This is a genomic window from Exiguobacterium sp. s150, assembly GCF_018618435.1.
Taxonomy (GTDB): Bacteria; Bacillota; Bacilli; order Exiguobacteriales; family Exiguobacteriaceae; genus Exiguobacterium; species Exiguobacterium alkaliphilum.
In genome coordinates, this window is sequence record NZ_JACSMC010000011.1 from 1 (window position 1) to 19,746 (window position 19,746).

Consider the following 19,746-nt stretch of genomic DNA (forward strand, 5'->3'; position numbering starts at 1 on the left):
GGATGTTTTTCACATCCGAACTCACGTTCATCCCATGCCTAAAGGCGGGCTATGCCCGGTATGGGCTTTCCTGCTCGTATAATCTGTAAAATCAATAGTTTTTTAGACATGAATCGTTCCCCCTACATGATGTGTGATAGCCGTCTCGTTCGCCTCGAACACGCCCGCCTCGGTGATGAGCCCCGTGATGAGCTCGGGTGGTGTGACGTCGAACGCCGGATTGAAGACCGTGATGCCGACAGGTGCCGTCGGCTGGCCACCGATGTGTGTCACTTCTTTCGCGTCCCGCTCCTCAATCTCAATCGCATCGTCCACCGTCAAATCGAACGTCGAATGCGGTGCTGCGACATAGAACGGGATGCCGTAATGGTTGGCAAGCACGGCGAGTTGAAGCGTCCCAATCTTGTTGGCGACGTGTCCCGTCCGTGTGATGCGGTCGGCTCCGACGATGATCGCGTCGACGCCTTTCGCTTGAATCGTCCACGCGGCCATATTATCGGTGATAAGCGTGACGTCGATGTCCGCTTGGTCGAGTTCCCAAACGGTGAGGCGTGCCCCTTGCAGAAGTGGACGGGTCTCACAGGCGAAGACGTTGAACGTGACACCGCGCTCTTTCCCAACATAAAACGGTGCGAGTGCCGTCCCGTAACGCGACGTCGCGATAGCGCCGGCGTTACAGATCGTCAAGACGTTCCCGCCTGAAGGCAACACGGTCAGTGCGTGCTCTCCGATGGACCGATACGTGTCGACGTCACGTTCATAGAGGGCGACCGCGCGCCGTTTTATTTCCCCAGCAATCTGTTCGAAATCGTCCCCGCTGTTCAATTCGAGAAGCGACTCGATCACGTTTTGTAAATTGACCGCCGTCGGCCGTGTCGCGATCAAACGGCGTCCGACAATCTCGAGACGACGCGTGAAATCTGGGTCGTCGACGAGACGCTCTGCCTCTTTCGCCAGGACGAACGCCCCGAAATACGCGATCGCCGGTGCGCCTCGGACTTGGAGCGTCTCAATCGCGTGCTCCGCTTCTTCAAGCGTCTCGATCGTCACGTAACGTGCCTCATGCGGAAGGAGCGTCTGGTCTAAGAGAATCAACTCATTGGTCGAGACGTCAAAGCGAATGTTTTGCACCGTCATACGCGTACCCCCGATAACAAGGTGACGAGGCCGTCAATCGAGTCAACTTCGTGACGTTCTTTAATGAGCGCCGTACCGAGCGCGAGCGCATCGCGTTTCCGCTCGAGACGTGTCGTTTCGGGTAACGTCTCAAGGTCTGCGACGCCGGCGAGGCCGATGGCGCGGCGGATGAGTTCGCAACCGGCATAGCCGACCGTGTCGGCGAAAATCGTTTGTAACAAGTCGTCGACATATCCTTCCGTGTCGAACGGCTCGACGGCGTTCGTGAAGTTGTGGCGGAACGTCTTCTCAAACGTCTCCCACACCGTGAGGACGTCCGTGAACCGTTCGAATCGCTTGAGCGGATCGTGGAACGTGGAGAGCGTCAAATGCGCGATAATCTGTCCGACGTCGAAGCCGAACGGTCCGTAGAATGCGAACTCCGGATCGATGATTTTCGTCTCCTGCGTCGTCGCAAAGATGCTTCCTGTATGTAAGTCGCCATGAAGCAAGGCGTCATGTTTCGTGACGAATCCGACTTTCAGTTTCGCCACCTCGACTTTGAGCGCCTTGTCATGCCAGAGGCGTTCGACGTCAGGACGCAGCGCCGCCTCGATATTGTTCGACTCGGTGTCTTTATACGGATCGGTGAAAATGAGCTTTTCCGTGATGTCGCACAGCTCCGGGTTGTAATACTCCCGTTCCTTCCGCTTCTTCTCGATTGGACCGGCCGCGTAGTCGGACGTGGCGAACAACGTCTCGCCTAAAAATTCACCGACGTGACGGGCCAGTTCAGGATACGTCTTCCCTTCGAGGTAACCGGTGCGGACGATTTCATAATCGGACAAGTCCTCTAAAATCGTGTACGCGAGCGTCCGGTCGCTCCCGAGCACGTTCGGCACGAAACGTGGCACGACTTCTGCGAACTGACGCAACGCGAGCTGCTCGATCCAGGCCCGTTCAAGCGTGAGCGGCCAACTTTCCCCGACGACTTTCGCATACGGGAGCGCTTGTTTGACGATAAGACGCTGTTCGCCTTGACGGATGCGGAAGACGAGGTTCAAGTTTCCGTCCCCAATCTCATCGCATTGGGCGATCCCTCCTTCTTCAATCAGTCCGAGTGCCCGGACGTGATCGACGACCGTCTGTTCAGTAAATGGTTGATATGCCATGTCTATTTCCCCTTTCGATGATTTCCACAAAAAAAGCCCCTTTCTCCGCGAGAAAGAGGCACAGCCAGATTGGTTGTTCCTCTCATCTTTCAGACATTCGTCTGGTGGATGTAGCACCGTGCCGTACTGGTCGGTTGCTGCGGCGTCATCGGGCCAATTCCCTCTGCCAACTCGCGATAAGAGTGTGTTATTCGATTTGTGTGACTATGAGCTGAATATTACGGAGTCGACGCCCTGGTTGTCAACGCTGTTTTTTTGAGCATCGAGTCACTTTTTGTTTGCATATATGGAAACAAATTTCTAAAATAAAAAATTTTCAAAAAAGGAATTGACGCTGTGACGATTCTGTGCAAAAATTCAATTAAATTTCACAACTTCAAATCATATTCTTATCAAGAGCAGACGGAGGGACAAGCCCGATGATGTCGCAGCAACCGACCCGATTGGGCACGGTGCTAATTCTTGCAGCAGACGCTGAGAGATAAGAGTTCATTTTTTATGATGACCTCTTGCCTCGGCATGGGGTCATTTTTTGTTTGACCGGAAGGAGGAACGAACATGGGCATCATCGCCACTTATGAAATTAACCGTACGGACCGCGTGGCCGACCTCGCCGCGAAAATCGCGCTCGAGTTGACCGTCGGCACGTGGACGGACTTACCACACCTAGAACAAGCACAGTTACAAGCGTATCGCGCCGAAGTCGTCTCGACGTCACATACGGAAACGACGAGCCGCTTCAAAATCCGCTACCCGCTCCATAACGTCAGTGCGGACTTCTCATCCATCTTGACGACGACGTTCGGAAAGCTATCACTCGACGACTCGGTCCGGCTCGTCGACCTCGATTTACCTGAAGCGTTGCGCGACACGTTTCCCGGCGCCAAGTTCGGGACAGAAGGCGTCCGTCAGCTACTCGGCGTCTACGACCGGCCACTCGTCATGAGCATCTTCAAAGGGGTCATCGGCCGAGACTTGACCTTTTTAGAAGCACAGCTCCGTGACCAGCTCGACGGGGGCATCGATATCGTCAAAGACGACGAGATTTTATATGACAATCCGCTCACCCCTTCACTTGAGCGGGCGCAGATCGGCCGCACCGTCTTAGACGAGCATTACGAGGCGACCGGAAAACGTGCCCTGTACGCCGTCACGCTAAGCGGACCGGTGTTCACGTTACGTGACCAAGCGCTACGGTTGATTGACGCTGGGGCAACGGCCCTCCTCTTCAACGTCTATACATACGGGCTCGATACCTTGCGTGAGCTGGCGAAAGACCCGGACGTGAACGTGCCGATTTTAGCGCACCCGGCGTTCGCCGGCGCCTTGACCGGTTCAATCAGCCATGCACTCCTACTCGGGAAGCTTCCTCGACTCGCCGGTGCCGACTTGACGCTCTTTCCATCGCCGTACGGATCGCTCGCGACGCCGCGTGACGAGGCGCTCCTCATCCGCGATGTAAGCGCGGAACCGAGCGAAAGAAAAGCGATTCTCCCGGTCCCGTCAGCCGGGATTCATCCAGGGCTCGTTCCCGACATCATCCGTGATTTCGGAACCGATGTCGTCATCAATGCCGGTGGTGGCATCCACGGACACCCAGACGGCGCCGCAGCCGGGGCCCGGGCGTTCAAACAGGCCATCGCGCACGTCCTCGGACAACGAGACGGCCAGACGACCGAGCTCGAGACGGCATTGAAAGCGTGGACGACGCGATGACGGTCCATATCCTCTGCGATTTCGACGGGACCATCACAGCCGAGGACAACATCATCGCCTTGATGAAGGCGTTCGCCCCTCCCGAATGGATCGAGCTGAAAGACGCGATCCTCGCCCAAGACATCTCGATTCGCTCCGGCGTCGGCCAACTGTTCGACTTGTTGCCAAGTAGCGAACGTACCGCATATCGAGACTATTTGGTGGAACGTATCGCGTTACGCCCTGGGTTTACTGCCTTTTTGGCCGACGTGCGTCAAAACGGATGGCACTTTGACGTCGTCAGCGGCGGGATGGACTTCTTCGTTCAACCAATTTTAGACGGCCTTGTCGATTCCGAACATATTTTCTGTAACGTCGCCGACTTCTCGGGTGAGACCGTGACCGTCGCGTGGCCACACGCGTGTGACGACCAGTGCACGAACGATTGCGGTTGCTGTAAACCGACGATCGCCCGCCGCATCGTCGATTCCAATGACCGGTTGATCGTCATCGGGGATTCGGTGACCGATTTCGAGATTGCGAAACGGGCGGACTTCGTCTATGCCCGTGGACAACTCATCACGCTCTGCGAGGCGGAAGGCATCCCATTCGCCCCGTTCGAGACGTTCCATGACATCACCCATCATCTGCAGGAGGTGACCGTATGAGTGTGACCGCCCGTTGGCTCGAACTAGCCGACATTAAAGATGAGCTCGCCGCCCGCGACTGGTTCCCCGGAACGAGTGGGAATTTGGCGATTCGCGTCGAAGATGACCCGCTCACCTTTTTAGTCACTGCGAGCGGACGTGACAAGCGAAAACGAACACCGGACGACTTCGTCCTCGTCGATGCTTTCGGACGCTTGATCGGCGAACAGACAGGAAAACCGTCCGCTGAGACGTTGCTCCACCTGGAGGTGTTCAACCGGACCGAAGCAACGTGCTCGCTCCATGTCCATACGATTGACAACAACGTCATCTCCGAGCTTTATGCCGCTCGAGGCGAGGTCGTCTTCACCGGTCAAGAGATCATCAAGGCGCTCGATTATTGGGAAGAAGATGCTATCGTCCGTGTCCCGATCATCGACAACCATGCCGACATCCCGACGCTTGCCGCGGCGTTCGCCCCTCATGTCCGTTCAAGCGCCGGTGCCGTCCTCATCCGCAACCACGGCATCACCGTCTGGGGCGAGACACCGGCGGCGACGAAACGCTATTTAGAAGCATATGAGTTTTTATTCAGCTACACGTTAAAACTACGCGCCTTAGGCGTGCATTCATAAGGAGGAACCATCCATGGCTACAATCTATTTCCAACAAACCGAAGAACGTTACGTCGACCAAACTGAAGTGAGCGCCTTTTTAGAGTCACGCGGCATTCTATATGAACAGTGGGACATCAACAAGCTCCCAGTAAACCTGCAAGAGAACTACCAGTTGACGGACGAGGACAAACAGGCGATTCTCGCGACGTTCCGTGACGAGATTAAAGATGTATCGGAACGCCGTGGCTATGAGACGGCCGACGTCATCTCGCTTTCGGATGCGACGCCGAACTTGGACGAATTACTCGTCAACTTCCAAAAAGAACACCACCACACGGACGACGAAGTTCGCTTCATCGTCAGCGGCCACGGTATCTTCGCAATCGATGACGCCGAGCGTGGCTACTTCAACATCGAACTGAACCCAGGCGATCTCATCTCGGTTCCGGTGAACACACGACACTACTTCACCCTCCAAGACGACCGCAAAGTCGTCGCCGTCCGAATCTTCGTGACGACGGAAGGCTGGGTGCCGATTTACGAGAAAGAAGATGTGACCGCCTAACAAAAAATCCTGCCTCCCGTTAAAGGAGAGCAGGATTTTTTAATGTTTGACCGCCGACGGTTTCGAAGAGAACCAACCCCAAAGGGCAATGGCGACCATGACCGACCAGAAGAAGAGCGTCCAACCGGTCGAGTGGACGAACCCGTGCGGGAGTCCGATGAATTCGATCGGTGTTCCTTCGATTAATCGTTTGAAGCCTTCGTGCTCCAAGACGAGAACCGTCAGCTTCACCCCGACCCAACCGACGATGATGAAGGCTGCTGTCTCGAGCGTCGGACGCTGGTGTAACAGTTTCACGAAGATTCGTGCGGCGAAACGCATTAAGACGACACCGATGAGACCACCGAGCAAGACGACGAAGAACTGACCGGAGTCGATGCCACCAATTTCACCGAGACCGAGCGCCGGAAGACTGACCGCGAGCGCGACCGCCGCCAAAATCGAGTCGACCGCAAAGGCGATGTCCGCGAACTCGACTTTCGCGACCGTCCACCAAAACTCTTTGCGCGAGACCGGTTTCTCGGTGACGGCCGTCTCGGCTTTCGCCTCTGCCGCCAGGTCTTGATGCGGCGCCATGTGGCGCGCCTTGTACGTCATATACAGATGTCTCGCACTCATCCCAATCAAATAGAGGGCCCCGAGCGCCTGCACTTGCCAGACGTTGATTAAGAATGAGATAAGGAACAGTGCGAGGAAGCGGAATACGAACGCTCCAAGCAAGCCGTAGAACAATGCTTTCTTTTGTTCCGTGCGCGGCAAATGTTTGACCATGACAGCCAAGACGAGCGCATTGTCTGCAGATAATAGCCCTTCAAGACCGATGAGGACGACGACGATCCAAGCATACTGCAGAATTAACTGCCAATCCATGTAAATCCATCTCCTTTTTATTGTGTTCCTTCATATTTAATAGTGACTGTTTTTTTAAGTTCACGAGAACATTCTATTCCGATTTCTTTTTAAAAGCAATCGTTATTTTTTCACACTATGAAGTTTCTCACTAAAAACAGGTTCAAAGCATGTTCCTAGAGCAAATTGATACCCGGTTCACGTACGTTTCGTGATAAAATCCTAACAAGAACGAGTGGTGGTCCCCACCCTCTCAAAAAGGAGAATCCGATTATGTCTACAAGCCATGTCGCTTTACCTACTAAAGCAGAACGACATAAATTATTCGGTTCGGTCCCACCGATCAAAGGAACGAAACCGACAGAAAAAGATAAAATGGTCGATCTACAAAACACACCAAAAAACTTCTTGTTCGCGCTCGACAGCGTCGGCATCTCAAACGTAAAGCACCCGGTCAACATCGAGACGCCGGACGGGATTCAAGCGACGGTCGCGACGTTTGAATTGACGACGTCACTCGTCCAAGACCGGAAAGGCATCAACATGTCGCGTCTCACCGAGCAACTCGACGCATACCATAACCAAGGTTGGACCGTATCGAACGCGTCGCTCATCGAGTTCGCGCAAGAACTTGCCGAGCGGATGGAACAAACGGAAGGTCAGCTCACAATCCGCTACCCGTGGTTCTTCAGCCGAAAAGCACCGGCGACCGGTCTCAGCGGGCTTATGAACGCCGACGTCATGCACCGCGTGTCGTATAACCTCGAAACCGGCACAGCGAGCGTCACGGTCGGGCTCGTCATCAACGTGACAACGCTCTGCCCATGCTCAAAAGAAATCAGTGAATACAGTGCCCACAACCAACGCGGCTACATCACGATCGAGGCCGGCCTCGACGAGACGTCGCTCGACGGTTTCGACTGGCGCGTCGCGTTGCTCGATGCAGCCGAGTCAAACGCCTCAGCACCGCTTCACCCTGTCCTCAAACGTCCAGACGAGAAGCGCGCGACAGAGATCGCTTACGAGAACCCACGCTTCGTCGAAGACATGGTCCGTTTGATCGCAGCCGATTTGTATGAGATGAAACAAGTCGTCAACTTCTTCGTCGAGTGCCGGAACGAAGAATCGATTCACCAACACGACGCGATCGCCTCGATCACGTTCGATAAGCGCGAGAACTAAAAAAACGAGTGAAGCCCCATAAACTGTACCCTGAGTAGTAGACACTAAAAAAAAGTCTACTGCTCAGGGTTTTTGTGTACACTGGACTAAATCATATTGGGAGTGAATTCGAGTGTCGAAGAAGATATTTACGTCAAAAGAAATAGATGCGCTAGCCGCAAATCTTTACGTTAAATCTGTGAGCCCGAAAGGGATCACGTATACCGATGAGTTTAAGGAACTTTTTATAGCACAGACGTTGGAAGGAAAGTTCCCTGTGGAAATCTTCCGGGGATGTGGATTCGATGTGGAGGTACTCGGTGAACGGCGTATGAGTTCTTGTAAAAATCGCTGGACACGAGCTTACCGAAAAGATGGGGTAATGGGGCTGCGCGATACACGATCAAGTAATTCAGGACGTTGGAGAGATAAAGAGCTGTCGACAGAAGAACGGTACGCGAAGCTCGAGGCCGAAAACAAACTGTTGAAAGCAGAGGTCGAACTATTAAAGGAGATCCGCCTGGCGGAAGGGAGAGGAAAGCTGGACTTAACGCATCGCAAAAGTATGAGCTGATTCAAGGTGTCATCATCAAGCACAAAATGAAGGGGATGGTCAGCCATCTCTGCCAGGTGGCCGGGGTGTCACGTCAGGGATACCACGCCTATTTCTCGGAACGGAGGAGACAGATCAGACAGGAGCGCGAATCGAGAGACATGGCTCTTCGTGACTTCGTTCTGAAGGCGTTCCACTTCAAGAAGCGCAAGAAGGGTGCTAGGCAGATCAAGATGGTGCTGTCTGGTCATTTCGGTGTGACGATGAACCTGAAGTGTATCCGACGTATCATGCGGAAATACAACATCGTGTGTCCAATCCGCAAGGCGAAGCCATACAAACGGCTCATTAAGGCGACGGCCGAGCACCGGGTGGTGCCGAATCGCCTCAAACGCGAATTCAAACAGGGCACTCCCTACAAGGTGCTTCTCACCGATATCACCTACATATTTTACGGGAACGGTAAGCGAGCCTATCTTTCGACCATCGTGGACGGTTCGACCAATGAGGTACTGGCGCATCAACTCTCTGAGAACATCAATCTCGACATTGTATTGGATACGTTGAAGCGTTTACGGAAGAACCGGAGGATTCGCTTGGACAAGGACGCATTCATCCATTCAGATCAAGGAGGGCACTACACGAGCCCGACCTACCAGAAAGAGGTGAAGCGTATGAAGCTAGGTCAATCCATGTCCCGACGGGGCAACTGTTGGGATAACGCTGTCCAGGAATCATTCTTTGGACATTTCAAGGATATCGTCGAGTTAAAGGCCTGTACCACGTTCGATTCACTACAGCGTGAAATCCGAAAAACCATTAACTATTACAACCATCATCGTTATCAATGGAACATGAAAAAGATGACTCCCGTACAGTACAGGAATCATCTCCTTGAATCAGCATAAGTTTTTTTATTAATGTCCTTTACAAGGGGTACAGATTACCATCGGCTTCACTCGTTTTTCATAGGCTCCGGATGAGCCGAATCGTCAACAAAATCACAATCAAGATGACCCATACCGCCCAGACGAGACGCCATTTGGCCCAATCGAGCCGTTTGACGAACGCGTACACGGTCAAATACAGCGCGATAAGGAGTGGAATGACGACCCATGGATTCTCAAGCATCACGCTTCGATGTCACCGTCCCAGGCGAGCATACCGCCCTCGACGTTGACGACCTTATAACCTTGAGACTCCAAATAGTCGCCTGCTGTCACGCTGCGGCCGCCCGAACGACAGATGATGTGATAGACGTTGTCCTTGGCGAGCTTCTCCGTCACTTCCGGGAACTCGGACAGCGGATAGAGCGGGACGTGCGGGATGTGACCTGCGTCATACTCGTCTTGTTCGCGTACGTCGATGATGTGGAGCGATTCGCCGTTCTCGAGCTTCTCACGTAATTCGGTTGCATGGATATGTTGCATATTGGTTCCCCCTTTTCAATGTTATCCTCTACTAGTTTACCTCAGACTTTCTTCATACAAACGCTTCTTGCTCCTGAAAAAAGCATCCTCCGCTCAGGAAGGATGCTTTTTGACTTACGCTTCGTTGCGTTCGTCGATGGCTTGTGCTGCTGTGATGAGCGTCAATTTATAGACATCTTCTTCGTTACAGCCGCGCGACAAGTCGTTGACCGGCTTGTTGAGTCCTTGAAGGATTGGTCCGATCGCTTCGAACCCGCCGAAACGTTGAACCATCTTGTAGCCGATGTTCCCGGCTTCAAGGCTCGGGAAGACGAAGACGTTGGCGTTACCGGCCACGTCAGAGCCCGGTGCCTTCTTCGCTGCGACGCTCGGGACGAACGCGGCATCAAACTGAAGCTCACCGTCGATTGAAAGGTTCGGAGCCTTCTCTTTCGCGAGACGTGTCGCTTCAATGACTTTCTCGGTTTCAGGCGACTTCGCTGAACCTTTCGTCGAGAAGCTGAGGAGCGCGACTTGTGGCTCGATGCCGAACGTCTTCGCCGTCAAAGCTGACAAGTACGCATTCTCCGCGAGGTCGGCCGCGTCCGGGGCGATGTTGATCGCACAGTCTGAGAAGACATACTGCTCGTTGTCGCGTACCATAATGAATACGCCAGACGTCTTCTTAATACCTTCTTGCATCTTGATGATTTGAAGGGCCGGACGGACCGTGTCCGCTGTCGCGTGCATCGCACCCGAGACGAGACCTTCTGCCTTGCCTGTGTGGACGAGCATCGTCCCGAAGTAGTTCACGTCAGACGTCAACAATTCGCGAGCCTGTTCTGGTGTCGCTTTGCCTTTACGACGCGCGACGAACGCTTCGACGAGCGTCTCGATGTCTTCATACGTTGCCGGATCGTATTGCGTCAACTGCGAAATGTCAAAGCCGTGCTTCGTCGCGACCGCTTCTAGTTCAGCTTTTGGTCCGATGACAATTGGTTCGACCATGCCGTCGTTCTTCAAACGGACCGCGGCGCCGAGCACACGCTCGTCGACACCTTCTGGCAAGACGATTGTAGGACGGATTGGGCTGACTTTTTGTTTCAACGTATCAAATAGTTTCATAACGAATGAACCCCTTTTTTTGAAGTAAGTGTCACGTTTGTGTGACCGACTGTTATCTTTATGCGATTTCAATTATACACAGGACCTTTTTTAAAATAAACTATTCTGCCCGTTTCGTCATAAATCGCTTGAAATCAATCATTATACGAATAGAACAGTCAAACAGAAATGACTGATACAGTTAGATATGAAGCCGTTTCTTTTTTTGTGTCGTCTTCCCTTTACCCGGTCTCACGTGTGATTACGCTCACACGTGACGTCAAACTTGCCAGGCCGTGAAGCGACTATGGTAAAATAAACAGCGAAGCCTAAGTTCCTGAAAGGAGTTTTTTTATGTCTGAACGCCCTGCACCAACACCTACTACAGAGACACAGCATGCCGCCGCCACTTTGGATGGCTGGTATACGCTCCATGATTTTCGTACGATTGATTGGACTCGCTTAAAAACCGTTGACGCAACAGCGCGCCAAGAGATGATCGAGGAGTTCGTTGCCTTCCTCGCTTCACTCGAAGAGGTCGAAGCGCGCGGGGAAGGAAGCCACGCGTTTTATTCGATTCTCGGACAAAAAGCGGATATCGTCTTGATGGTCCTTCGTCCGACGTTCAAAGAACTTGAACAAGTCGAACTCGCGCTCCGGAAGACGAAATTGTACGATTACATGATTCCGTCATACTCTTACGTTTCAGTTATTGAACTCGGGATGTACCGTGGTTCCGGTGACGGGGACCCTTATGAGAACCCGCATATCCGGGCTCGTCTCTATCCGACGCTCCCGAAAGCGGCGCATATTTGTTTCTATCCGATGAGCAAGGCTCGCCGTGACGGGGATAACTGGTATACGCTATCGATGGATGAGCGGAAAGACCTCATGTATCGTCACAGCATGATCGGCCGTAGCTACGCCGGCAAGATTCAACAGTTTATCGGCGGCTCAACTGGATTCGACGGCTGGGAATGGGGCGTGACCTTGTTCGCAGAAGACTCGCTCCAGTTCAAGAAAATCGTTTACGAGATGCGCTTTGATGAAGTAAGCGCGAAGTACGGCGAGTTCGGCGAATTCTATGTAGGAAACATCTTACCAAAAGAAGAACTCGGCACATTCCTAGGCTAAATCTAGGTTTATGCAAACGCTCCCTCGGGAACCATAGTTTATAGAGGCAACTCCATAAATTATGATCAATGAGGTGAACAACGATGCGCGTGTTCAAGGAATCAGATCGAGACACTGCGGAACGTTTAGATTCGTTTATTGAGCGAATGGCACCGACAGCCGAGCTAGTCCAACTTCGATTTGAACAACAATTAAAACATACACAGCGAAAGGGTCAGGCAAAAGCCTGACCCTTTATTTTGCCTTCGCATGAAGAGCGTCCCCGAGGAACGTCGCGAGTTCGAGCATACCGTACGTGCCCGCTTTCGCCTCAGCGTCGGAGTTATAATTCGTGTTCGTGTTCACGTCATAGGCGTAAACGTTACCGTCTCGGTCCTCGATAATCTCGATGCCGGCGACGGCGATGTCGTTCGTAGCGAGGAACGTCTCAAGTTGCGCGATCATCGGATGCGTAAACCCTTCGACGATCTCGAACTTCGCTGGCGGCGTCTCACCGACCGGGCAAAACTGATCTTCAATCGAGCAAGCGTCAGCCGGGCACAGCTCGAATCCTTCCGACGTGTCGACGCGTACGGCATAGACGAACTTCCCGCCGATAAACTCACAGCGTGTGATGAAAGGTTGTGGCGCCTCAATATATTGTTGAATGAGCGTGATGCCGTCGACCGAGTCTTCGAACTGCGGTCCATATACATATTCACGTAACGCCTCAATCGAATGAAACAACTGGACACCGAGCCCTTTGCCGGCTCGGTTATGCTTGGTGATAAACGGCGTCATCCCGAGCGTCTCTGCCGCGTTCATGATTTGTTCTTTCCCGACGGCCGCAATCGTCTTCGGTACACGGATTCCTTCGCGGCGAAGTGCCGTATACTGATTCACTTTGCTCACTTCAAGACGAATCGCACGCGTCCCGTTAAAGACAGTCCGGTTATTCGCCTCAAGCCAAGCGAGCACCCCTTCCGTAAGCTCCGGGGCGTAACGGTGTCCGCGCGTGTGGGACGAGGCGCTCATCCGGTTATAAAACACACCTTCGGGCGGGGTCGCCTCGAGATCAATCATTCCCTCATCCAAATGCCACAATTCGTAAGGTAAAGCTAATTCGTCCAGTCGTTTGACGAGATGGTCTGTCCATTCATTGTTTTCGTGTAAGACATAAATTTTAGCCATACGTACCTCCCCTTTTTTCGTATCCTCACTTTACCATAGCCATATCCGATTATTCCAATGTGCATAACTTACAATGCGTTATTTCTTAATTAATAATGATTTCATGGTATAATGAACTTAATAATAACTGAGAAAAGCGACAAATTTTATAAGGAAGTGATGTGTTTGAATGGTTCGGTAATCAGTACAGACAGTTTGATTTTATTGTTCGGCCTGCTCCTCGTTGCAGGGGTTCTCGCCACGCGCGTCTCCACCCGCTTCGGCCTTCCAGCCTTGATTTTGTTCATGGGGATCGGCATGGTGATCGGGAGCGATATCACCGGTATCATCTTCTTTGACAATACGGGCCTTGCACAGATGATTGGGGTAGCGGCGCTGATCGTCATCTTGTTTGAGGGGGGACTTCAAACGAAATGGTCCTCGATTCGGAGCGTCCTCGCCCCGTCCGCCTCGCTTGCCACGATTGGCGTCTTGCTCACGACGGCTGTCGTCGCGGTTGCCGTTCGTTTCGTATTTGGTTTAGATTGGATTGAATCTTTCCTGTTTGGTGCCATCATCGGTTCGACCGATGCGGCGGCCGTCTTCGCCGCCTTCAAAGGGAAAAACATTGCACCGAACGTCGGTGCGACACTCGAAGCCGAGTCCGGCACGAACGACCCGATGGCGATGTTCTTAACGATTCTTGCCCTCGATTTCATGATGAAACCGGGCACGACCATTTGGGACGGCATTTGGATGTTCGTCTTGCAAATTGTCGTCGGGGCACTCCTTGGATATCTCCTCGGAAACGTCTCTCGCCTCATGCTCAACCATTTGAAACTTGACTCGAGCGGACTACACGCCGTCCTCATGATTTCGATGGCGTTCATGACGTACGGGGCTGCTGCATACTTTGCAGGCAGTGGACTACTCGCCGTCTATATCGCTGCGATGATTGTCGGAAACGCGCATACGGCTCACGAAGTGACGATTGTCCAATTCTCTGAGGCGCTCGCCTGGATTATGCAAATCATCATGTTCGTCATCCTCGGCTTGCTTGTCTTCCCAAAACAGTTGCTCGACCTCGAACTGATTTGGAAAGGTTTGCTCATCTCGTTCATCTTAATGTTCATCGCACGACCGATCGCCGTCTACTTGTCGACGCTCGGTATGGCGTTTACGAATAAAGAGAAGCTGTTCATCTCATGGGCCGGGCTAAAAGGCGCGGTCCCGATCGTCCTCGCGACGTTCCCGCTCATCGCAGGCATCGATAACGCCCAATTGATTTTTAACGCCGTCTTCTTCGTCGTCGTGACGAGCGCCTTGATTCAAGGCACGACGCTCACCCCGCTTGCGGCGAAACTCGACTTACTCGGACCCGATAAGATTCGGTCTCCGTACTCGATTGCGCTCGTCTCGAGCAAACAGTCGCAACATCAACTCGTTCCGTACGTCGCGACGGAAGAGTCGTCGATGATTGGGAAGACGCTCGCCGACATCACGCTTCCACCTAACACGGTCGTGAACGCGATTGTGCGCCAAGACTATCTAATCCCGCCGACGGGCCAGACGAAAATCGAGCCGGGCGATTTGTTATACGTCCTCGCCTCGACATACCGCCACGACCAACTCGACCGCAAGTTCGGGGAGGACGGGCTCGAACGTGTCGAGTTATGACGATTTCTTTTCATCATTTCGTCACGTGAATCAGGTTTAGACCATATAAAAAACGAACATAGTAGAAGTGACAACACTTCTGCCATGTTCGTTTTTTAATGGAGGAGGGATTCATATGTTCGACTTGACCCCATTTCGAAAGAATGAACTCGATCGGCTCCGCAAAGACTTGTTCGGCGATATGTTTGAACGGATGAATCAATTGTTCGACCCAAAAGAAGGGGCGACCTCGTTCCTCGACTCGTTCAAACTCGACGTCAAAGACCAAGAAAGCCAATACGTCATCGAAGCTGAGATGCCGGGCATTCAAAAAGAGAATATCCACGTCCGTTATGACAAAGACCACCTCGTCCTCTCGGTCGATCAACGCGAAGAAAAAGAAGAAGACAAAGATTATGTGTACCGAGAGCGCCGTGTCACCTCAATGCAACGTTCACTCTATCTGCCGAACGTGAAAGAGGACGGCATCAAAGCGAAGCTCGCGGACGGGGTGCTGCATTTGACGATTCCAAAAGCTGATGACGGGTCGACGACACGTACGATTGAAATTGAAGGGTAAGGGGTGTGCCTCGGCACATTCCTTACCTTTTTGTGTCCACTGTCTTCGCCGCTCGAATCAAAGCTGCCACTTCCTCGTCTCGTCCTTCGTGGAGCGCCTCGACGATAAAACTGCCGACGACGACGCCATCACACGCCTCGCCGAGTACTCGGACTTGTTCGGCCAGATGAACGCCGAATCCGGCAAGCACGGGCACCGGCGAACGAGCCGTGAGCGCCTGTAAATGTCCGAGCAACTCGTCTGGAAACACATCCGCCTTCCCAGTCGTTCCTTTCAACGTGACCGCGTAGACGAATCCCTCGGTCTGATTCAATATCGTCTCGACCCGCTGCGCGCTACTCGTTAATGTGACGAGCGGGATGACGGCAACGCCGTGGCGATCCGTCTCGGCGAACAGTTCGAGACTTTCTTCAAATGGTAAATCCGGGATGATCACCCCGCTCACTCCACATGCTGCCGCTCTTTCAAAGAACGGTTGCACTCCGAAGCGAAACACCGGATTCAAGTAGGTCATGAGGACAATCGGGACTGAAAAACGTCCAGTTCCTTCTATTAAATGGTCGAGCACTTGTGCGAGCGTCACGCCTTCGGCGAGGGCGCGCATACCGGCCGCCTCGATGACTGGTCCGTCCGCTACCGGATCCGAGAACGGGATGCCGAGTTCAATCGCTGTCGCCCCCATCGCTTCAAGCCGTTCAATCGTCGGAATCAAGTTGTCGAGTCCGCCGTCTCCTGCCATGATATACGGGACGAACGCCGTCCCTTCACTCCGCTCCCGAATCGCTTCATCTAAGCGCATCATCCTGTCACCCTTTCTCGAATCGTGTGTACGTCTTTGTCTCCTCGTCCCGATAAGCAGATGACGAGAATCTCATCCTCCGTCATCGTTTCAGCAAGCGTCTCGGCATAGGCGAGTGCATGCGATGACTCGAGCGCTGGAATGATGCCTTCATTCCGACTGAGCGACATGCAAGCCGCAAGCGCCTCATCATCCGTGACGGCAGCGTAGCGAACCCGCTCGATGTCTTTCAAGAAACTATGCTCCGGCCCGACGCCAGGATAATCGAGTCCGGCTGAAATCGAGTGCGCTTCTTGAATCTGCCCGGCCGCGTCCTGGAGCACGTACATGAGCGACCCGTGGAGCACGCCGACCTCACCCTTTGTGAGCGTCGCCGCATGCTCCGGTGTGTCAATTCCGCTCCCCGCTGCCTCGACACCGTATAAGGCGACCGTTTCATCATTCAAGAACGGATAAAACATACCCATCGCGTTACTGCCGCCGCCGACACAAGCGATGACCGCGTCCGGCAAGCGACCGGTCTTGTCGAGCATTTGACGACGCGTCTCCATGCCGATCACACTTTGGAAATCACGGACCATCGCCGGGAACGGGTGCGGTCCGAGCACGGAGCCCATGACGTAGTGCGTATCGTCGACGTGTTTGACCCAGTAACGGAGCGCTTCGTTCACCGCATCCTTCAACGTCCGGCTCCCCGATTTGACCGGCACGACCGTCGCGCCGAGCAGCTCCATCCGGAACACGTTCAACTGTTGACGCTCGACGTCGACCTCGCCCATGAAGATTGTACATTCGAGGTTAAGTAGCGCGCACACCGTCGCGGTCGCGACACCGTGTTGTCCCGCCCCGGTCTCGGCGACGATCTTCTGTTTGCCCATCCGTTTGGCGAGCAACGCTTGGCCGATCGTGTTGTTGATTTTATGGGCCCCGGTATGGTTCAAATCTTCCCGTTTCAAGTAGACGTTCGTCCCGAGGCGGCGGCTCATGTTCTCCGCGTAGTAGAGCGGTGTCTCACGACCGACATATTCGCTTAGAAGCTCGTCGAACTTCTCATGGAACGCCGGGTCTTGCCGCGCCTCCTCATAAGCGACCTCTAATTCTTCGACCGCCTGCATGAGCGTCTCCGGTATATATTTTCCGCCATACGGGCCAAACTTCCCGTTCACTGGTTGGTTGTACATGTAAACTCCTCCTTGGCACGCCTGATGAACGCGCGAATCTTCTCAAGATCTTTCTCTCCATTCGTCTCAACACCACTCGAGACGTCGACCCCATCTGGTCTTACGATTTGAATCGCCGTGGTGACGTTATCTGGGTCAAGCCCTCCGGCGAGCCAAAACGGCCGACTCGGGCGTCCTAACGTCTCCCAGTCGAGCGTTTCCCCGCTCCCCGGGACGGGTGCATCCAACAACACGATTTCCGCTTCCGTCTCACGACCCGCTTCGATAATCGGTAACCCGAAACGTCGGAACGCTTCGAGCGACAACGTGCGCCGATGCAGTTGAATATCGGTCATTCCGCTCGTGAGTGCCGTCTCGACCTCTTCAAGCGTCGGGTCGAGGAACACGCCGACGACGCGCACCGATTCCGGGATGTGCCGCCGTAACCGCTTCGCCGTCTTCACATCGATGCGTCGGGAACTGTCGGCGAAGACGAACCCAATCGCATCAGCCCCCGCCTCGACCGCGGCACGGACGGCACCTTCAGTCTTCACTCCGCATATTTTAACGAACATGCTGTCAACTCCTCGATGAGTGACGTCGGGTCTTCTTCACGCATGAGCGCCTCCCCGACGAGGATCGCGCTCGCACCGGCCGCTTGGAGCCGCTCCGCCGCTTCTTTTCGGTCGACGCCGCTCTCACTGACGAACGTGACGTTCGGATATTTCTGCATCAAGTCGATTGACGTCTCGAGCGTGACCTCGAACGTTTTCAAGTTACGATTGTTGATGCCAATCAATACGTCCTTGAGTTCGAGCGCCGTTTGGAGTTCCGTCTCATCATGCACCTCGACGAGAACGTCGAGGCCAATCGCTCGGGCATATGCTGTGAGCGCGGTGAGCCGACTCGGATGAAGCGCCGCGACGATTAAAAGCGCCGCGCTCGCACCGGCCGCTTTCGCCCGGTCGAGCTGTCGTTCGTCGATGATGAAGTCTTTACAGAGAACTGGAATCTCGACCGCCTCCGCGACGAGCTTTAAATCGTCGAACGATCCTTTGAAATACGTCGCATCGGTCAAGACGGAAATCATCGTCGCCCCGGCCGCTTCATACGCTCGGGCACGTTCCGCGACATTGACTCGGTCCCGAATCAACCCTTTTGAGGGGGACGCCCGCTTGATTTCGGCGATGACGTGGAAGCCGTCGTTCATCACGTCGAGCAATCGAATCGGCTCGGTCCGGACGACGTCCATCGCCTTCATCTCGTTCACTTCTTCTAGCTTCGTCCCGATGATTTTCGTCAAGTAGCTCATAGTCGAACCTCCGTTTGTTGTAATTGGTTGAGTACGCCGAGCGCGAGGCCCTCATCGATACTATGGCTCGCTTTTGCGACTCCTTCACGTAGTGTCTTTACTGCCCCATACGTACATAAGGCGAGTGCCGCGTTCAAGAGGACGACGTCCCGGGCAGGTCCTTCTTGTCCGTTCAACACGGCGACGAGCGTCTCCGCGTTTTCTGATGGTGTTCCGCCGCGAAGTGCCGAGAGCGGGGCCCGCATCAACCCGACGTCGCGTGGGTCAACTTTATAGCGCGCCGTCTGATCGCCGTCAAAGAACAATACGTCGTTCTCACCGGCAAGGCTTGCTTCATCGAGACCGCCGGCGCCGTGGACGACCATGCCGCGTTCGACGCCAAGTTGCTTCATCGCCGCCGCCATCTTCTCGAGGAGCGACGGATGATACACGCCAATCAATTGTCGTCTCGGTTTAAGCGGGTTCGTGAGCGGCCCGATTTGGTTAAAGATCGTGGCGGTCGCGAGCTCTTTTCGTGCCGGCATGACATGTTTCATAATCGGATGGACGTGTTGGGCGAACAAGAAACTGAGGTTGGCTCGTTCGAGGTCCGCTAGTACATCTTCCGCTGTCCGGACGATCGGGACACCTAACGCCTCAAGCACGTCCGCGCTGCCCGAACGACTCGACACGCTCCGATTCCCATGTTTTGCGACTGGGATGCCGAGCCCCGCCAAGACGAACGCGACGGTCGAACTGATGTTGAACGTATGGGCGCCGTCCCCGCCTGTACCGCAAACGTCAAGGACAGGCAACGTCGTCTCGGGGAATGTCGCCGCTTCACGGATGTAGGCGGCGAGTCCTGCCATCTCGTCGGCTGTCTCACCTCGCGCTTTTAACGTGAGTAGCACTTCTTTAATGCGGGCCGTGTCCGCCGTGAACAGTTCCTCCGCGGCTTGTTTCATCTCTGTCGCTGTCACTCGGTTCGTCAGTAGTCGTGTCAACATGTATAGTTCCTCCTCTAATTTTCGGTACAAAAAAACTCCATACGACGTCTGTCGTATGGAGGACGGTATGGACCGCGGTGCC

General features: G+C 53.9%; 21 protein-coding genes, 2 riboswitches and 1 other annotated feature (1 of these 24 only partly in view). Of the genes, 9 read left to right on the top strand and 12 right to left on the bottom strand.

Annotated features, from left to right (window positions below; translation table 11 throughout):
• Positions 1-102: 102 nt before the first annotated feature.
• The gene (mtnA, locus tag KNP76_RS07235; protein WP_214843769.1) at positions 103-1,137 is read right to left on the bottom strand and encodes an S-methyl-5-thioribose-1-phosphate isomerase; all 1,035 of its coding nucleotides are present in this window, start codon (positions 1,135-1,137) and stop codon (positions 103-105) included.
• On the bottom strand, positions 1,134-2,288 hold the full coding sequence (gene mtnK / locus KNP76_RS07240; RefSeq protein ID WP_214843771.1) for an S-methyl-5-thioribose kinase: 1,155 nt from the start codon (positions 2,286-2,288) through the stop codon (positions 1,134-1,136). The genes mtnA and mtnK overlap by 4 nt, the downstream gene beginning before the upstream one ends.
• A gap of 79 nt (positions 2,289-2,367) precedes the next feature.
• Positions 2,368-2,471: riboswitch (SAM riboswitch) on the bottom strand.
• A gap of 203 nt (positions 2,472-2,674) precedes the next feature.
• Positions 2,675-2,776, top strand: a riboswitch (SAM riboswitch).
• Positions 2,777-2,846: 70 nt separating this feature from the next.
• Here mtnK and KNP76_RS07245 point away from each other — a divergent pair.
• From KNP76_RS07245 to KNP76_RS07260, 4 genes are read left to right on the top strand one after another with little or no spacing between them, the layout of a single operon-like run.
• Positions 2,847-4,004, top strand: a complete 1,158-nt coding sequence (locus KNP76_RS07245) for a 2,3-diketo-5-methylthiopentyl-1-phosphate enolase (RefSeq protein ID WP_034817565.1) — start codon at positions 2,847-2,849, stop codon at positions 4,002-4,004.
• Entirely contained in the window at positions 4,001-4,651 is a 651-nt protein-coding gene (locus KNP76_RS07250) for a 2-hydroxy-3-keto-5-methylthiopentenyl-1-phosphate phosphatase (RefSeq protein WP_214843913.1), read from the top strand. Before KNP76_RS07245 ends, KNP76_RS07250 begins: the two co-directional genes overlap by 4 nt.
• Positions 4,648-5,265 carry a methylthioribulose 1-phosphate dehydratase gene (locus KNP76_RS07255; protein ID WP_214843773.1) on the top strand — a complete coding sequence of 206 codons (618 nt, stop codon included), beginning with the start codon at positions 4,648-4,650 and terminating at the stop codon, positions 5,263-5,265. The genes KNP76_RS07250 and KNP76_RS07255 overlap by 4 nt, the downstream gene beginning before the upstream one ends.
• Before the next feature lie 13 nt (positions 5,266-5,278).
• The gene (locus KNP76_RS07260; protein WP_211780389.1) at positions 5,279-5,812 is read left to right on the top strand and encodes a 1,2-dihydroxy-3-keto-5-methylthiopentene dioxygenase; all 534 of its coding nucleotides are present in this window, start codon (positions 5,279-5,281) and stop codon (positions 5,810-5,812) included.
• A 39-nt stretch (positions 5,813-5,851) separates the two neighbouring features.
• On the opposite strand, the gene KNP76_RS07265 is transcribed toward KNP76_RS07260, so the two are convergent.
• Positions 5,852-6,682: a TerC family protein gene (locus tag KNP76_RS07265; protein WP_034806965.1), complete on the bottom strand. Its 831-nt coding sequence runs from the start codon at positions 6,680-6,682 to the stop codon at positions 5,852-5,854.
• A gap of 252 nt (positions 6,683-6,934) precedes the next feature.
• Here KNP76_RS07265 and folE2 point away from each other — a divergent pair, with 252 nt between their 5' ends.
• Complete coding sequence (gene folE2 / locus KNP76_RS07270) at positions 6,935-7,843, top strand: GTP cyclohydrolase FolE2 (protein WP_034817558.1); 909 nt, start codon at positions 6,935-6,937, stop codon at positions 7,841-7,843.
• A 112-nt stretch (positions 7,844-7,955) separates the two neighbouring features.
• Positions 7,956-9,283, top strand: a protein-coding gene (locus KNP76_RS07275) for an IS3 family transposase (protein WP_214843775.1) whose coding sequence is annotated in 2 segments (ribosomal slippage) — positions 7,956-8,355 and positions 8,355-9,283 — 1,329 coding nt in all. Because the reading frame shifts where the segments join, the coding sequence is not laid out codon by codon here.
• A gap of 58 nt (positions 9,284-9,341) precedes the next feature.
• On the opposite strand, the gene KNP76_RS07280 is transcribed toward KNP76_RS07275, so the two are convergent.
• The 3 genes from KNP76_RS07280 to pta all read right to left on the bottom strand — a co-directional run bounded on the left by KNP76_RS07280 (position 9,342) and on the right by pta (position 10,909).
• Entirely contained in the window at positions 9,342-9,506 is a 165-nt protein-coding gene (locus tag KNP76_RS07280; RefSeq protein ID WP_034817679.1) for a hypothetical protein, read from the bottom strand.
• Entirely contained in the window at positions 9,506-9,805 is a 300-nt protein-coding gene (locus KNP76_RS07285) for a rhodanese-like domain-containing protein (protein ID WP_034806958.1), read from the bottom strand. Before KNP76_RS07285 ends, KNP76_RS07280 begins: the two co-directional genes overlap by 1 nt.
• Positions 9,806-9,919: 114 nt before the next feature.
• Positions 9,920-10,909, bottom strand: a complete 990-nt coding sequence (gene pta / locus KNP76_RS07290; RefSeq protein WP_214843777.1) for a phosphate acetyltransferase — start codon at positions 10,907-10,909, stop codon at positions 9,920-9,922.
• A gap of 333 nt (positions 10,910-11,242) precedes the next feature.
• Between pta and hemQ the strand changes: the two genes are divergently transcribed.
• Positions 11,243-12,022 carry a hydrogen peroxide-dependent heme synthase gene (hemQ, locus tag KNP76_RS07295; RefSeq protein WP_214843779.1) on the top strand — a complete coding sequence of 260 codons (780 nt, stop codon included), beginning with the start codon at positions 11,243-11,245 and terminating at the stop codon, positions 12,020-12,022.
• Between the two features lie 234 nt (positions 12,023-12,256).
• Here the strand turns inward: hemQ and KNP76_RS07300 are convergent, their stop codons facing one another.
• A complete protein-coding gene (locus tag KNP76_RS07300) occupies positions 12,257-13,192 on the bottom strand; it encodes an ATP-grasp domain-containing protein (protein WP_029334170.1) in 936 nt (311 codons plus the stop codon).
• 165 nt (positions 13,193-13,357) lie between these two features.
• On the opposite strand from KNP76_RS07300, the gene KNP76_RS07305 reads away from it, so the two are divergent.
• Positions 13,358-14,848: a potassium/proton antiporter gene (locus tag KNP76_RS07305; protein ID WP_371816174.1), complete on the top strand. Its 1,491-nt coding sequence runs from the start codon at positions 13,358-13,360 to the stop codon at positions 14,846-14,848.
• A gap of 115 nt (positions 14,849-14,963) precedes the next feature.
• Positions 14,964-15,407: an Hsp20/alpha crystallin family protein gene (locus tag KNP76_RS07310; RefSeq protein ID WP_034806948.1), complete on the top strand. Its 444-nt coding sequence runs from the start codon at positions 14,964-14,966 to the stop codon at positions 15,405-15,407.
• Positions 15,408-15,429: 22 nt separating this feature from the next.
• Here KNP76_RS07310 and trpA read toward each other — a convergent pair whose 3' ends face one another.
• The 5 genes from trpA to trpD are packed head-to-tail and all read right to left on the bottom strand — an operon-like array spanning position 15,430 to position 19,664.
• Positions 15,430-16,206, bottom strand: a complete 777-nt coding sequence (trpA, locus tag KNP76_RS07315) for a tryptophan synthase subunit alpha (protein WP_214843781.1) — start codon at positions 16,204-16,206, stop codon at positions 15,430-15,432.
• Entirely contained in the window at positions 16,206-17,387 is a 1,182-nt protein-coding gene (trpB, locus tag KNP76_RS07320) for a tryptophan synthase subunit beta (RefSeq protein WP_214843783.1), read from the bottom strand. The genes trpA and trpB overlap by 1 nt, the downstream gene beginning before the upstream one ends.
• A complete protein-coding gene (locus tag KNP76_RS07325) occupies positions 17,369-17,941 on the bottom strand; it encodes a phosphoribosylanthranilate isomerase (protein WP_214843785.1) in 573 nt (190 codons plus the stop codon). The genes trpB and KNP76_RS07325 overlap by 19 nt, the downstream gene beginning before the upstream one ends.
• Positions 17,917-18,678 (bottom strand): indole-3-glycerol phosphate synthase TrpC, encoded by a 762-nt coding sequence (gene trpC, locus KNP76_RS07330; protein ID WP_214843793.1) that lies wholly within the window; start codon positions 18,676-18,678, stop codon positions 17,917-17,919. The genes KNP76_RS07325 and trpC overlap by 25 nt, the downstream gene beginning before the upstream one ends.
• Positions 18,675-19,664: an anthranilate phosphoribosyltransferase gene (gene trpD, locus KNP76_RS07335; RefSeq protein ID WP_214843795.1), complete on the bottom strand. Its 990-nt coding sequence runs from the start codon at positions 19,662-19,664 to the stop codon at positions 18,675-18,677. The genes trpC and trpD overlap by 4 nt, the downstream gene beginning before the upstream one ends.
• 55 nt (positions 19,665-19,719) lie before the next feature.
• Positions 19,720-19,746, bottom strand: a binding site (T-box leader) (it continues 203 nt past the right edge of the window).

Coding starts and splice junctions, on each gene's coding strand:
- mtnA (WP_214843769.1), bottom strand. CDS start 1,137: ATGACGGTGCAAAACATTCGCTTTGACGTCTCGACCAATGAGTTGATT.
- mtnK (WP_214843771.1), bottom strand. CDS start 2,288: ATGGCATATCAACCATTTACTGAACAGACGGTCGTCGATCACGTCCGG.
- KNP76_RS07245 (WP_034817565.1), top strand. CDS start 2,847: ATGGGCATCATCGCCACTTATGAAATTAACCGTACGGACCGCGTGGCC.
- KNP76_RS07250 (WP_214843913.1), top strand. CDS start 4,001: ATGACGGTCCATATCCTCTGCGATTTCGACGGGACCATCACAGCCGAG.
- KNP76_RS07255 (WP_214843773.1), top strand. CDS start 4,648: ATGAGTGTGACCGCCCGTTGGCTCGAACTAGCCGACATTAAAGATGAG.
- KNP76_RS07260 (WP_211780389.1), top strand. CDS start 5,279: ATGGCTACAATCTATTTCCAACAAACCGAAGAACGTTACGTCGACCAA.
- KNP76_RS07265 (WP_034806965.1), bottom strand. CDS start 6,682: ATGGATTGGCAGTTAATTCTGCAGTATGCTTGGATCGTCGTCGTCCTC.
- folE2 (WP_034817558.1), top strand. CDS start 6,935: ATGTCTACAAGCCATGTCGCTTTACCTACTAAAGCAGAACGACATAAA.
- KNP76_RS07280 (WP_034817679.1), bottom strand. CDS start 9,506: ATGCTTGAGAATCCATGGGTCGTCATTCCACTCCTTATCGCGCTGTAT.
- KNP76_RS07285 (WP_034806958.1), bottom strand. CDS start 9,805: ATGCAACATATCCATGCAACCGAATTACGTGAGAAGCTCGAGAACGGC.
- pta (WP_214843777.1), bottom strand. CDS start 10,909: ATGAAACTATTTGATACGTTGAAACAAAAAGTCAGCCCAATCCGTCCT.
- hemQ (WP_214843779.1), top strand. CDS start 11,243: ATGTCTGAACGCCCTGCACCAACACCTACTACAGAGACACAGCATGCC.
- KNP76_RS07300 (WP_029334170.1), bottom strand. CDS start 13,192: ATGGCTAAAATTTATGTCTTACACGAAAACAATGAATGGACAGACCAT.
- KNP76_RS07310 (WP_034806948.1), top strand. CDS start 14,964: ATGTTCGACTTGACCCCATTTCGAAAGAATGAACTCGATCGGCTCCGC.
- trpA (WP_214843781.1), bottom strand. CDS start 16,206: ATGCGCTTAGATGAAGCGATTCGGGAGCGGAGTGAAGGGACGGCGTTC.
- trpB (WP_214843783.1), bottom strand. CDS start 17,387: ATGTACAACCAACCAGTGAACGGGAAGTTTGGCCCGTATGGCGGAAAA.
- KNP76_RS07325 (WP_214843785.1), bottom strand. CDS start 17,941: ATGTTCGTTAAAATATGCGGAGTGAAGACTGAAGGTGCCGTCCGTGCC.
- trpC (WP_214843793.1), bottom strand. CDS start 18,678: ATGAGCTACTTGACGAAAATCATCGGGACGAAGCTAGAAGAAGTGAAC.
- trpD (WP_214843795.1), bottom strand. CDS start 19,664: ATGTTGACACGACTACTGACGAACCGAGTGACAGCGACAGAGATGAAA.